General features: G+C 59.5%; 14 protein-coding genes. 11 read left to right on the top strand and 3 right to left on the bottom strand.

Features of this window, described 5'->3' with window-relative positions; translation table 11 throughout:
- The first annotated feature begins 29 nt into the window (after positions 1 to 29).
- The 6 genes from ATU_RS09135 to ATU_RS09110 all read left to right on the top strand — a co-directional run bounded on the left by ATU_RS09135 (position 30) and on the right by ATU_RS09110 (position 5,671).
- Positions 30 to 863, top strand: a complete 834-nt coding sequence (locus tag ATU_RS09135; protein ID WP_010971925.1) for an RNA methyltransferase — start codon at positions 30 to 32, stop codon at positions 861 to 863.
- Entirely contained in the window at positions 847 to 1,668 is an 822-nt protein-coding gene (gene murI / locus ATU_RS09130) for a glutamate racemase (RefSeq protein ID WP_006314071.1), read from the top strand. The genes ATU_RS09135 and murI overlap by 17 nt, the downstream gene beginning before the upstream one ends.
- Before the next feature lie 392 nt (positions 1,669 to 2,060).
- Positions 2,061 to 2,297 carry a hypothetical protein gene (locus ATU_RS09125; protein ID WP_010971923.1) on the top strand — a complete coding sequence of 79 codons (237 nt, stop codon included), beginning with the start codon at positions 2,061 to 2,063 and terminating at the stop codon, positions 2,295 to 2,297.
- A gap of 164 nt (positions 2,298 to 2,461) precedes the next feature.
- Positions 2,462 to 3,100, top strand: coding sequence for a LysE family translocator (locus ATU_RS09120; protein ID WP_010971922.1), 639 nt, complete (start codon positions 2,462 to 2,464; stop codon positions 3,098 to 3,100).
- Between the two features lie 37 nt (positions 3,101 to 3,137).
- A complete protein-coding gene (locus ATU_RS09115) occupies positions 3,138 to 4,031 on the top strand; it encodes an O-acetylserine/cysteine exporter (protein WP_010971921.1) in 894 nt (297 codons plus the stop codon).
- A gap of 122 nt (positions 4,032 to 4,153) precedes the next feature.
- Positions 4,154 to 5,671 (top strand): helicase HerA domain-containing protein, encoded by a 1,518-nt coding sequence (locus ATU_RS09110; protein WP_035258381.1) that lies wholly within the window; start codon positions 4,154 to 4,156, stop codon positions 5,669 to 5,671.
- A 39-nt stretch (positions 5,672 to 5,710) separates the two neighbouring features.
- On the opposite strand, the gene ATU_RS09105 is transcribed toward ATU_RS09110, so the two are convergent.
- Positions 5,711 to 6,694: a TerC family protein gene (locus tag ATU_RS09105; protein ID WP_010971919.1), complete on the bottom strand. Its 984-nt coding sequence runs from the start codon at positions 6,692 to 6,694 to the stop codon at positions 5,711 to 5,713.
- Between the two features lie 451 nt (positions 6,695 to 7,145).
- Here ATU_RS09105 and rpsD point away from each other — a divergent pair, with 451 nt between their 5' ends.
- From rpsD to ATU_RS09080, 5 genes are all read left to right on the top strand, one after another.
- Positions 7,146 to 7,763, top strand: a complete 618-nt coding sequence (rpsD, locus tag ATU_RS09100) for a 30S ribosomal protein S4 (RefSeq protein WP_010971918.1) — start codon at positions 7,146 to 7,148, stop codon at positions 7,761 to 7,763.
- A gap of 69 nt (positions 7,764 to 7,832) precedes the next feature.
- Positions 7,833 to 8,762, top strand: a complete 930-nt coding sequence (locus ATU_RS09095; protein WP_006314081.1) for a glutaminase — start codon at positions 7,833 to 7,835, stop codon at positions 8,760 to 8,762.
- Between the two features lie 61 nt (positions 8,763 to 8,823).
- On the top strand, positions 8,824 to 9,762 hold the full coding sequence (gene ttcA, locus ATU_RS09090; protein ID WP_035258378.1) for a tRNA 2-thiocytidine(32) synthetase TtcA: 939 nt from the start codon (positions 8,824 to 8,826) through the stop codon (positions 9,760 to 9,762).
- Between the two features lie 19 nt (positions 9,763 to 9,781).
- A complete protein-coding gene (locus ATU_RS09085) occupies positions 9,782 to 10,609 on the top strand; it encodes an inositol monophosphatase family protein (protein ID WP_010971916.1) in 828 nt (275 codons plus the stop codon).
- A gap of 30 nt (positions 10,610 to 10,639) precedes the next feature.
- Positions 10,640 to 11,464: an inositol monophosphatase family protein gene (locus ATU_RS09080; protein WP_006314084.1), complete on the top strand. Its 825-nt coding sequence runs from the start codon at positions 10,640 to 10,642 to the stop codon at positions 11,462 to 11,464.
- 73 nt (positions 11,465 to 11,537) lie between these two features.
- Here the strand turns inward: ATU_RS09080 and ATU_RS09075 are convergent, their stop codons facing one another.
- Both ATU_RS09075 and grxD read right to left on the bottom strand, forming a co-directional pair.
- Entirely contained in the window at positions 11,538 to 12,746 is a 1,209-nt protein-coding gene (locus ATU_RS09075) for a multidrug effflux MFS transporter (protein WP_010971915.1), read from the bottom strand.
- A 137-nt stretch (positions 12,747 to 12,883) separates the two neighbouring features.
- Positions 12,884 to 13,219: a Grx4 family monothiol glutaredoxin gene (grxD, locus tag ATU_RS09070; RefSeq protein ID WP_010971914.1), complete on the bottom strand. Its 336-nt coding sequence runs from the start codon at positions 13,217 to 13,219 to the stop codon at positions 12,884 to 12,886.
- Between the last annotated feature and the right edge of the window lie 35 nt (positions 13,220 to 13,254).

Genomic DNA, 13,254 nt, shown 5'->3' with positions numbered 1-13,254 from the left:
TGCCGCGCTTCAAACACGGACAAATGACGATGGCAGGCACTAACAGCGAGCTTGAACTTGTGGCGGAAGGCCCGGCGATCATTCTGGTCGAACCGCAGCTCGGCGAAAATATCGGCATGGTGGCGCGGGCCATGGCCAATTTCGGCCTTTCCGAATTGCGTCTGGTCAATCCGCGTGATGGCTGGCCCAGCGAGAAGGCGCGCGCCGCCGCTTCCAAGGCCGACCACGTCATTGACGGCACCAGGGTGTTCGAGACGCTGGAAGAGGCGATCAAGGATCTCAATTTCGTCTATGCCACGACCGCGCGCGAGCGTTACGGGTTCAAGCCGGTGCGGGCGCCCGTCACCGCCGCCGATACGCTCAGGACAAAATTCAAGGCTGGCGAAAAGACCGGTATCCTGTTCGGGCGTGAGCGCTGGGGGCTGACGAACGAGGAGGTGGCGCTGGCCGACGAGATCGTGACCTTCCCGGTCAATCCTGCCTTTGCCTCGCTCAACATCGCGCAGGCCGTGCTTTTGATGTCCTATGAATGGATGAAGTCTGGCATGGACGATCTGGGTGAGACGCTGTTCCAGCCCATCGAGCAACGGCCCTCGACCAAGGAGCAGGTTTTTGGCCTGTTCGAACATATCGAGGAAGCGCTGGATGCGCGCGGTTATTTCCACCCTGCTGAAAAAAAGCCGAAAATGGTCGACAATCTGCGGGCGGTGCTGTCGAGACGCGGCTTTTCCGAGCAGGAAATCAGTGTTTTCCGCGGCGTGATCAGGTCGCTCGATCGTTTTCCCCGGCAGTGGCCAAAGAAGACGGGCAGGGCAGCGGGGCCGTTGGCCGAGGGAGCAGGGGAGAATGCTGAAGACGAGTGAGGCGGCGGCCGATGTGCTGAAACCGGTGCTGGTGTTCGATTCCGGCATTGGTGGGCTGACGGTTCTGCGCGAGGCGCGGGTGCTGATGCCCGAGCGCGGTTTCATCTATGTGGCTGACGATGCGGGTTTTCCCTATGGCGGCTGGGAAGAGGAGGCGCTGAAGACGCGCATTCTCTCGCTATTCGAAACGCTGCTGCAGGATTACAGCCCGGAGGTCTGCATCATCGCGTGCAACACCGCCTTCACGCTGGCCGGAGCCGATCTTCGCGCCCGGTTTCCGGACATGACTTTCGTCGGCACCGTTCCCGCCATCAAGCCAGCCGCCGAGCGTACCCGTTCGGGTCTCGTCTCTGTTCTCGCAACGCCCGGCACCGTCAAGCGGGCTTATACGCGCGATCTCATCCAGTCCTTTGCCACACAGTGTCATGTCCGCCTCGTAGGTTCGGAAAATCTGGCGCGTATGGCCGAAAGCTGGATCAGGGGCGAGCCGGTTTCGGACGAGGCGGTGCTGGCCGAAATCGAACCCTGCTTCATCGACAGCGACGGCAAGCGCACCGATATCGTCGTGCTTGCCTGCACCCATTATCCCTTCATGGCCAATGTGTTTCGCCGGCTGGCGCCATGGCCGGTGGACTGGCTTGATCCCGCCGAGGCGATTGCGAGGCGGGCCCGCCATCTCGTGCCGCTGCCGCAGGATGCGGAACATCCCGATGGTTTCGACTTTGCCGTCTTCACCTCGGGCAAACCGGATTTCGCCACGCGGCGGCTGATGCAGGGTTTCGGTCTCAGCGTCTCTTCGAACTGACTGCCGCCATTCGAATGTTTGTTGCATTTTTGCATCTATTTTGCTGGTCTTTTGCAATTCGAGATTGCGACCACTTGTCGCGCCGAATTTCCTGTGTAAGATGCGTCTTGTCTATAACTGCACTAAATGGAGGCGTGGAATGAGCAATAACATGAATATGCGCCTTAATGGCATGTCAGGCCTGTTTGGCGTGATTGTGGGCGGTTATGTGATGCGAGGCATCTCCCTCCGATAAGGCTTATGGCCTGATTCCCCAGCCGTTTGGCATTTTTACTTCGTCCGACATGTGACTTGCGCGTCCGCGTGGCATGCATGCTGCGCCCGTCGTTTCGGCATGTCGTTTTCCATCGATAAAGGACCTGGCCGCTTTGCCGCGCCGGGATGGATTTCCCATGCAAAATGATCAACCATTGGTAGCATATGCGCTGCCGGATGCGGTGGACCGTCTGTTCGTCACATTCGGCGTCTGGAAAACTCTGAAAGCAGTGGTCGTTGCGGCCATGGTGCCACGCGCGCCGCCGACCGATCTTGCCGATCTGCCGGACCGTCTGCTGGTCGATATCGGTTTTGTGCCGTCGCAAGTGAAGCGGCGACGGGACTGGTCGGTACCGTGGGCGCCGCGGTTTTGAGCAGTGGCGGCCTCTTCGACAAAGTATGTCGAGGAGGTCGCACCGCTACGAGCAGCCACCCGTTCGTCCGCTGGATGACAGGGCGGCTTGATCTTCGAAGATTGAGCTTGATACCTCCTGATTTTGGTGGCTTGCTCGACACATTAGACAAGGGAGACTCAATCATGCCGCTGGAGAACTGGCTGGCCTTCGTGGCCGCATCCGCCATCATGCTCGCCATTCCGGGACCGACGATCCTGCTGGTGATTTCTTATGCGCTTGGCCATGGTCGCAAGGCGAGCACGGCGACGGTGACGGGCGTGGCGCTCGGTGATTTCACCGCCATGACGGCCTCGATGCTGGGGCTTGGCGCGCTGCTTGCCACGTCGGCTGCACTTTTCACCGGCCTGAAATGGATCGGTGCTGCTTACCTCATCTATCTCGGCATCAAGCTGTGGCGTTCGCCGGTTGGTGGCGAAGGCGCGGATGGCCAAGGCGTGACGGGCCGTGAAAGGCCGCTCAAAATCTTCCTGCATGCCTATATCGTCACGGCGCTGAACCCCAAGAGCATCGTGTTCTTCGTGGCCTTCCTGCCGCAGTTTCTGGTGCCGACATTGCCGTTTTGGCCGCAGGTGCTGATTTTCGAAGCGACGTTCCTGGTGCTTGCCACCGTGAATGCGGCGCTTTATGGACTTCTGGCAAGTGCCGCCCGTAACACGATCCGCAAGCCGAAGGTTCAGCGCATCGTCAACCGCACGGGCGGCGGTCTCCTGATTGGCGCCGGTCTCATTGCCTTTGGCTGGAAGAGGGCGGTTTCGGCGTGAAACGCCCGTCGATCGCCTGAAATTCGGACATAACAAAATGGCATTGCCGCATATTTTTCTTGCCCTGATCACCGTGTTTTTGTGGGGCTTCAACTTCGTTGCCATCAAGGTCGGCGTTGCAGACATGCCGCCATTGTTTCTGACGGGGGTGCGTTATCTCTTTGCGGCGGTGCCTCTCGTCTTCTTCCTGCCGAAACCGAATGTGCCGTGGCGGCATATGATCGTTTACGGCATGGCGATGGGCTTTTTTCAGTTCGGCCTGCTTTATCCGGCCATCAAGCTCGGCTTGCCCGCCGGGCTTGCTTCGCTCGTCATGCAGTCGCAGGCCTTCTTCACGCTGGCGCTCGCCGTGGTGTTTCTCGGCGAGCGGCCATTGCCCTCACAAATCGCCGGCGCGATCGTTGCCTTTGGCGGGCTGGCGGTCATCGGCATGGAGCGCATGACGGCTGCAGCGCTTATACCGCTCCTGATGGGAGTCGGCTCGGCCATTGCCTGGGCCTGCGGCAACATCGTCAATCGCCGCATCGGCCAAGTAAATGTGGTCTCCTTTATTGCATGGACGAGCCTTGTACCCGTTCTGCCGTTGGTCTTGCTTTCGCTGGTGGTGGAAGGCCCAGATGCGATTGTGGAAGGGCTGCAAAATGCGACGCCGACGATGGCTCTCGTGGTGATCTATATGGCCTATGGCGCAACAATAGTCGGTGCGGGCATCTGGAGTTATCTGCTTTTGCGTTATCCCGCCGGAACGGTGGCGCCGTTTTCCCTGCTGGTGCCGATCGTCGGTTTCATCAGCGCTTATCTGGCGTTTGCGGAGCATATTACCATCTTCGAAATCATCGGTGCGGCGCTGGTCATTCTCGGGCTGGCGCTTAACGTCTTCGGTCGGCGCATTGGCGTTTCACGCTTCTGGGTCAGGTCTCCGCAGGGCTGAGCGTGAATTGCCTGTGCATTATCGGCACGGATGAGACGCAAGGGCCGATTTTTTGGTAAAGAGCATGTCCGGCCGCGCCTAAGGGAATCGGCCGGATGAAATGCAGCACAGGGAATGGAACATTGCAGGTCGGTATCGACATGGGGACCCTATCGGGCGGGCAGCAGGCCAAGCTCGATATCGAGGAATTGCTTGCGACGCGTTTGCTGGTGCAGGGCAATTCCGGTTCCGGCAAGTCGCATCTGCTGCGCCGGCTGCTTGAACAATCGGCGCAATGGGTGCAGCAGGTCATCATCGATCCCGAGGGTGATTTCGTTACGCTATCCGACAAATTCGGCCATGTGGTGGTGGATGGCGAGCGGACGGAGGCAGAGCTTGCCGGCATCGCCAACCGCATTCGCCAGCACCGCGTTTCCTGCGTGCTGACGCTGGAAGGGCTTGATGTCGAACAGCAGATGCGGGCCGCCGCCGCCTTCCTCAACGGCCTGTTCGATGCCGATCGTGAATTCTGGTATCCCGTGCTTGTCGTTGTGGACGAGGCGCAGATGTTTGCGCCCTCCGTCGCCGGCGAGGTGACGGAAGATGCGCGCAAGGCGTCGCTCGGCGCCATGACCAACCTGATGTGCCGTGGCCGTAAACGCGGGCTTGCCGGCGTCATCGCCACGCAGCGGCTGGCCAAGCTTGCCAAGAACGTGGCGGCGGAAGCCTCGAACTTCCTGATGGGCCGTACCTTCCTCGATATCGACATGGCGCGCGCGGCCGATCTGCTCGGCATGGACCGGCGGCAGGCGGAAATGTTTCGCGATCTGCAGCGCGGCAATTTCGTGGCACTCGGCCCGGCGCTCTCGCGTCGCCCGTTGCCGATCGTCATCGGCGCGGTGGAAACCTCGGCGCGCTCGTCTTCGCCGAAGCTGATGCCGTTGCCGGACGCACCGCAGGATGTGGAAGACCTGATCTTCACGCCGGATCCGGAAGAGTTCACGCGCGCCGCCGTGCGCCGCACGCCACCCGCACCGCGCCCGACCACCGATATTCTGGCCGAACTCTCCCGTTCCACGCCCGCCGCCGTTGGCCCTTCATCGGAGCAGTCGCCGCGTGCAGGCCAGCCGGAACTGACGCCGGAGGAGCGTGAGGAAAAGATTGGTGCGGTGCTCGTGGAAATTCTCGACGATCCGCAATCGGCCTATCGCACGGATGCCGTACTCTATCAGGATTTTCTGGTGCGCGCCCGCATGCGCCGCATTCCTGGCACGCCGATGACGCTTGCCGATTTCCGGCGACAGGTGGCGATTGCCCGTTCCGGCGTGGATGCGGCGATGGCGGCCAGCGAAGGCTGGGAGAAGGCGCTGGAATTGTCCATGTCGGTTTCCGATGACCTGCAGGGAGTCTTCCTGCTGCTGGTCAAGGCCGCTCTTGGCGAGGAGCCTTGCCCGTCGGATGCCCGCATTGCCCGCGCCTATGGCACCCATTCCGCCCGCCGCGCCCGGCGGCTTCTCGGTTATTTCGAGGAAAAGGAACTTGTGGTGGTGCATGCCGATTTCTCCGGCAAGCGCATCGTGGCGTTCCCCGATCTCGATGCAAAAACCGCACCCGGCGATGCGGATGCGGCTGAGGATGATGCGAAACTGGCGGCGGAGTGAGGTTGCGGCAGGTTTCCCTGCCGCTTACCGTTATAGGCCTTACTCGATAGCCTTTGCTTCCTTTCGCGTCGCGACTAGCGAACCGATGATGCCGGTGGCGAGGATGGCGACGGTGACGCCGAGCGAGACGGCCGGCGGGATCTTGGCGATGCCCAGCATGTCTGCCACGAAAATCTTCGAACCGACAAAGACCAGAACCGCAGCCAGCGCATATTTCAGATAAGCGAAGCGGTGGATCAGGGCGGCGAGTGCGAAGTAGAGGGCGCGCAGGCCGAGGATCGCGAAGATGTTCGAGGTGTAGACGATAAACGGATCGGTGGTGATCGCAAAGATCGCCGGGATCGAATCTACCGCGAAGATCAGGTCGGCGATTTCGACCATGATGAGCGCCAGGAAGAGCGGCGTCACGAAGGTCTTCAGCTTGCCGGTGGTCGCGTCGGTTTCCTTGACGAAGAATTTCTCGCCATGCGGCTTTTCCGTCACCGGCAGGCGGCTGCGCAGGAATTTCAGGATGCGGTTGTTGCCGATATCGTTCTCGTCATGGTCGGACGAAAACAGCATCTTGAGGCCGGTGAAGACGAGGAAGGCCGCAAAGAGATAAAGCACCCAGTGGAAGTTTTCGACGATGGCCGCACCGCCGGCAATCATGATGCCGCGCAGGACGATGACGCCGAGGATACCCCAGAGCAGCACGCGGTGCTGATATTGGCGGGGAATGGCGAAATAGGAGAAGATCATCGCGATGATGAAGATATTGTCCATCGCCAGGCTTTTTTCGACCACGAAGCCGGTGACATATTCCATCGCCGATTGCTGGCCGGACTGGTACCAGATCCAGCCGCCGAAGGCCAAACCAATGGCGATGTAGAAGCCTGACATCAGCAGGCTCTCACGAATGCCGATTTCCTTGGAATTCTTGTGCAGTACGCCAAGATCGAGCGCCAAGAGACCAAGGACGAGAGAAATGAAGACCGCCCACATCCATGTGGGGGTACCGAGAAAATCGTTGAGGAGGAACTCCATCAGTCAACCTTTAGCCGGACGAGGTTGGCTTTGCGGATGGGGAACGCGTGTCAAAAATATACGTGGGCCCCAACCTAAAGAAACTCGACATCACGTGTTGTCCGGTAACACGTCAGAGGGGCCCGAGTTCTGATCACGATGGAAAGATGGGAGGGACTGCAGGCTTTTCAAGGGCACTCGCAAGAAAAAAGCGGCGGGCGTTGTTTGACAAATTTGTAAAACGTGTTTAGAAGCCGCCCCAACGCCGGGCAGTAATGTCCGGTGTGTTTTGTTGGTTGCCTTGCAGTTTAAGTGCTGACGTTTGGCAGTCAATATCACCGACATGTCCCGTGGTTTCTCCATTTGCATGTGAGAAGCCTGTCAGAGGCCCTGAAACGGGCCTCAGAGGAGGGCGTGTTTCCTTAAACCGGTTTGGCAACAGACCGGCATAACCTTTTGAGAAGGAAATACGATGAGCAAGCGCGAATCGGCCAAGTACAAAATCGACCGCCGCATGGGCGAAAACATCTGGGGTCGTCCGAAGTCCCCGGTTAACCGCCGCGAATACGGCCCGGGCCAGCACGGCCAGCGCCGCAAGGGCAAGATGAGCGACTTCGGCACGCAGCTGCGCGCCAAGCAGAAGCTCAAGGGCTACTACGGCGAACTGCGCGAAAAGCAGTTCCGCGCCACCTTCGACGAAGCAAACCGTCGCAAGGGTGATACTTCCGAGAACCTGATCAGCCTGCTCGAGTCGCGTCTGGACGCCATCGTCTACCGCGCCAAGTTCGTTCCGACCGTTTTCGCATCGCGCCAGTTCATCAACCATGGCCACGTCACGGTTAACGGCGTTCGCGTCAACATCGGTTCTTACCGTTGCAAGGCTGGCGACGTTATCGAAGTTCGTCAGAAGTCCAAGCAGCTGGTGACGGTTCTCGAAGCCGTTCAGCTCGCAGAGCGTGACGTTCCTGACTACATCGAAGTTGATCACAACAAGATGGTTGCCACCTACGCCCGCGTTCCGTCGCTTTCCGACGTTCCGTACCCGGTCGTCATGGAACCGCATCTGGTCGTCGAATTCTACTCGCGTTAATCGACGCGTTTCAGTATTGAGAAAGCCGCCCCTCGGGGCGGCTTTTTTGTTTGCTGGGGAAGGCTTTGCATGCAGGACATTCAGGGTATCGTCGATTCCATCTACGACAGCATGCTGCCGCGGCTGGGTGAGGGGAAGGTTGCGGATTACATTCCCGAACTCGCCAAGGTCGATCCCAACCAGTTTGGCATCGCCATCACCACCGTCGATGGGACGACCTATACGGCCGGCAATGCGCTTGTGCCGTTTTCGATCCAGAGTATCTCCAAGGTTTTCATGCTGACGCTGGCGCTCGGCAAGGCGGGCGAAACGGTGTGGAACCGGGTGGGGCGCGAACCATCGGGATCGTCTTTCAATTCCATCGTTCAGCTGGAACATGAGCACGGCATCCCGCGCAATCCCTTCGTGAATGCCGGCGCCATCGTGGTGACCGATATCGTTCTTTCCGGCCATCAGCCGCGTGAGGCGATCGGCGAGCTTCTGCGGTTCGTGCGTTACCTCGCTGACGATGACACGATCAGCATTGACGACACGGTGGCGAAATCCGAGCAGGCGACGGGTTTCCGCAATTTCGCGCTTGCTAATTTCATGCGGTCCTTCGGCAATCTGCACCATCCCGTGGAACATACGCTCGGCGTTTATTTCCATCAGTGTGCACTTTCCATGACCTGCGCGCAGCTGTCGCGGGCTGGCCTCTTCCTTGCCAATCGCGGCCGTAATCCGCTCTCCGGCCATACCGTCGTGTCGGACCGTCGGGCGCGGCGTATTAATGCGCTGATGCTGACCTGCGGCCATTATGACGGATCCGGCGATTTCGCCTATCATGTCGGCCTGCCGGGCAAGAGCGGCGTCGGTGGCGGCATCATGGCGGTGGCGCCGGGCAACGCGTCGATTGCGGTCTGGTCGCCGGGTCTCAACAAGGTCGGCAATTCGGCGCTCGGGTCACAGGCGCTGGAATTGCTGGCGACCAAAACCGGCTGGTCGGTATTCGGGGCTTGATATTGCCGGCGGATGGGGGCATTGCCTGCATTAAGAACGGCAGTCGTGCCGGAGCGAGTTGATGATGAACATTCTCACCAAGATCGATGACTTTGTAGATCAGGCAGGGGCGGACAAGGTCGGGGCAGATCACGGCCCGTCCGAAGAAAATGGCAGTTCGCATCCCCTGTTCGACAATGCTCCGCGTTCGGTTTCCTTCAACAAGCTGCGCAAGCGACTGTTGCGCAATGTGCGGCAGGCGTTTGAAGATTTCGGCATGCTGAACGGCCAGAAGCGCTGGCTGGTAGGCCTTTCCGGCGGCAAGGACAGCTATGGGCTGCTGGCGCTGCTGCTCGATCTGAAATGGCGCGGCCTCTTGCCGGTGGAGCTGGTGGCCTGCAATCTGGATCAGGGCCAGCCGAATTTTCCCAAACACGTATTGCCGGAGTATCTGGCGAAGATCGGTGTCGCCCATCGCATCGAATATCGCGACACCTATTCAATCGTGAAGGAAAAGGTGCCTTCCGGCGGCACCTATTGTTCGCTCTGTTCGCGGCTTCGTCGCGGCAATCTCTACCGCATCGCGCGGGAGGAGGGCTGCGACGCGCTGCTGCTCGGCCATCACCGCGAGGATATTCTCGAGACCTTCTTCATGAATTTCTTCCATGGTGGCCGGCTGGCCGGCATGCCGGCGAAGCTGTTGAATGACGAAGGCGACCTGATGGTCATGCGCCCGCTTGCCTATTGCGCCGAAGAGGATATGGCAAAATTTGCAGCCGCTATGGAATTCCCGATCATTCCCTGCGACCTCTGCGGCTCGCAGGACGGGCTTCAGCGCAATGCCATGAAGGATATGCTGGCCGATATCGAACGGCGCATGCCGGGCCGCAAGGACGTGATGCTGCGGGCGCTTGCGCATGTGAACCCGTCGCATCTGCTCGACCCGAAGCTTTTTGATTTTTCCGCGCTTGCTGTCACCGGCGCGTCACCTGAAGAGCGTAGGGAGGCCAGCCCTCCCTGATGAAGAAGTGCCCCGCGCCATGAGCCTTTCCGATAAAGATATCGAATTCCTCGTTTCCACCGTCGCCGCTGCCGGCGCACAGGAAATCCTGCCCCGCTTCCGAAACCTGAGCGCCGGCGCCATCTCCGAAAAGACCTCCGCCATCGATCTCGTCACCGAGGCAGATGTTCTGGCGGAAAAGGCGATCACCGCCGCGCTACTCGAACGGTTTCCGAAGGCTCATATCGTCGGTGAAGAGACCTATGAGGCGGACCCTTCCGTCATTCCAGCCCTTGCCGATGCGCCGCTTGCCTTCGTGATCGATCCGATCGACGGTACTTTCAATTATGCTTCCGGCTTTCCCGCTTTCGGCACGCTGCTTGCTGTCACGGTCAAGGGTGAGACGGTGGCGGGCATCATCCACGATCCTGTCATGGGCGACACCATAGTTGCGCTCAAAGGTGAGGGGGCTTACCTCCACCGCAAGAACGGCTCGCAGGCGAAGCTCAAGGTCACGGATCCCGCGCCACTGTCCGAGATGGTCGGCATCTTTTCCTGGCGTCACAGCCATGAGGATCGCCGTCCTGTCATTGCCGCCAATCTGGCGAAGATAAAAATGTCGCTTTCGATCAATTGTTCGGCGCATGAATATTGGCTCGTCTCGGCAGGCAAGCTGCATTTCATAGGCCATGAAAATCTGGCGCCGTGGGATCATCTTGCCGGCGTGCTGGTTCATCAGGAGGCGGGTGGCTATACGGCCCGTTTCGACAATACGCCTTACCGGCCCGGCCAGACGGCAGGCGGTATCCTGTCAGCGCCGGACAAGGAAAGCTGGAAGATGCTGCGGCGGGAAATCGTCGCCTTATAAGATTGATACTCAGATAGAAGGATATCGCCCATGGCTCTCGAACTCGACATCGCCTCTCTCGCCAATGCGCTTCAGGAAGCGGCGGCAGTGGAAATCCTGCCGCGGTTTCGTAATCTGGGCGAGGGTGATGTGCGGATCAAGAGCGAGGCGATAGACCTCGTGACCGAAGCCGACGAGGCTGCCGAGCGGCTGATCCGCGCCCGTGTCGAGGAAATCATGCCGCAGGCGCTGTTCATCGGGGAAGAGGCTGTGGCGGCGGATGCATCGCTGCTGAGCAAGCTTGCCGATGCCGATCTGGCTGTCGTGGTCGATCCCATCGACGGCACCTATAATTTCGCCTCCGGCCTGCCGCTCTTCGGCGTGATGATGAGTGTCATCTCCAAGGGCGAGACCGTTGCCGGCCTGATCTTCGATCCGATGGGTAATGACTGGGCGATTGCTGAAAAAGGCTCCGGCGCATGGCTTTGCGCCGCCGATGGATCGCAGACGCAGATGTCGGTCGTGACAGCGCCGCACCTGTCGCAGATGGTGGGTATCGCCAATACAGGCTATTTCGACGTGGAGACCCGGCGCAAGATTTTGATGAACCTCGCGGATGTGCGGCTGTTCACCAGCTATCGTTGTGCTGCGCATGAATACCGCCTGTTCTGCGGCGGCCACATGCATTTCCTGATGTATAACAAGCTGATGCCCTGGGACCATCTGGCCGGCACGTTGATCTCGCAGGAATCGGGCGCCTATGCCGCCCGTCTTGATGGTTCGCCCTATCTGCCGCGCCATGTGGATGGCGGGCTGCTGCTGGCGCCGGATCAGGAGACCTGGGAACTGCTGCGCGAGAAGATTTTTACGGTTTGAACGAACAACAGCTGTTTTCAATAAAAAGGGCGCGGAACAGAATTCCGCGCCCTTTCTTTTTGTCTGTCCGAACTTACCGTGTCGGCTTGTTGTGGGCCTGAAACAACACGCCCTTTTCGCCGATCAGCACGAAGATAAGGCCGATGATGGAGACGGCAAAGAAGCCGGCCACCATCGGCAGCGCCGTGCCGTCGAAAGCCTGACCAATGCCGGCGCCGATCAGCGAACCGCCGACGGTTCCCATGAAGCCTATGACGGAGGAGGCCGTGCCGGCGACATGGCCGAGCGGCTCCATGGCGAGCGAGTTGAAGTTCGAGCCGATCCAGCCGAACTGGAACATGGCGAGCGCAAAGAACACGATGAAGATGGCGAAGGGCATCGGCTCCGGCCCGAGTATCTGCACCAGCAACCACACGAAGGTGATGGCGATGAAGCCGAGCAGCGATCCGTGCGACAGCTTGCGCATGCCGAACCGGCCGACCAGCCTTGCATTGATGAAGGACGAGAAGGCCATGAACAGCGCCACGCCGGCAAAGGCCGCCGCAAACCATGCGCCAAGGCCGTAGATGCCCTTGTAAACCTGTTCAGCCGAGTTGATGAAGCCGAACAGCGCCCCGAAAATGAAGGTGCTGGAAAGCGTGTAGCAGAGCGCGATACGGTTGGTGAGCACGATCTTGAACCCGCCGAGGATCGAACGAGCCGTGAAAGGCCTGACGTCATCGGGATGCAGGGTTTCCGGCAGGCGGAAATACATCCAGGCCGTCACGACGGCGGCGATGCCGGCCATGAAGGCGAAGATCAGGTGCCAGTCGCCGAAGAAGAGCACGATCTGGCCCGTGCCTGGCGCGATGACCGGAACGACCATGAAGACCATCATGATCAGCGACATCACTTCCGCCATCTGACGGCCGCCATAGATGTCACGGACGATCGAGATGGTGATGACACGCGTTGCCGCCGAACCGATGCCCTGAATGAAGCGCAGGACCAGGAGGCCGGTGAATGACGGCACGAAGACCACTGCAATGGCGGAGATGATGTAGATGGCCAGACCGACGAGCATCGGCTTGCGCCGACCGAAACGGTCAGAAATCGGCCCGTAGAGAAGCTGGGCGATACCGAAACCGAGGAGATAGGTCGAAATCACGTATTGGCGGTGGTTTTCATTGACGACGCCCAGTGATGCGCCGATTTCCTGAAGACCCGGCAGCATGATGTCGATGGCCAGCGCATTCAGCGCCATCAGCATTGCTGCCAGCCCAATGAATTCCGTGCGCCCCATCGAGCCTGCGCGCGAAGCGGTGGATTGTGAAAGTTCTGTCACAGGATTGCCCCAAAAAGAACGGCAAAGGCGTTGCATGAAGCAACGCCTGGCATAAATTTCTGACAATCAGGGTGGGCCGGATGAACCGGCCGAAATCAGGCCGCGCCGCGGACGCTGATACCCTGTTCTTGGAAGTGGCTTTGCAGCTCGCCGGACTGGAACATCTCTTTTACGATGTCACAGCCGCCGACGAATTCGCCCTTGATATAGAGCTGCGGAATGGTCGGCCAGTTGGAATAGTCCTTGATACCCTGACGGATATCGGCATCGGCAAGCACGTTGACGCCCTTGTATTCGACGCCGAGGTAGTCGAGAATCTGTACGACCTGACCGGAAAAACCGCACTGCGGAAATTGCGGGGTTCCCTTCAAGAAAAGAACGATGTCGTTGCTCTTCACTTCGCTGTCGATGATGTCGTGAATGCCGCTCATGGCCATATCCTTTCACATGCGGTTCAAGGCCGCTG

It is taken from the genome of Agrobacterium fabrum str. C58 (assembly GCF_000092025.1).
GTDB lineage: Bacteria > Pseudomonadota > Alphaproteobacteria > Rhizobiales > Rhizobiaceae > Agrobacterium > Agrobacterium fabrum.
The sequence above is the reverse complement of the archived record's forward strand: the minus strand, read 5'-3'. Positions and strand labels throughout refer to the sequence as shown.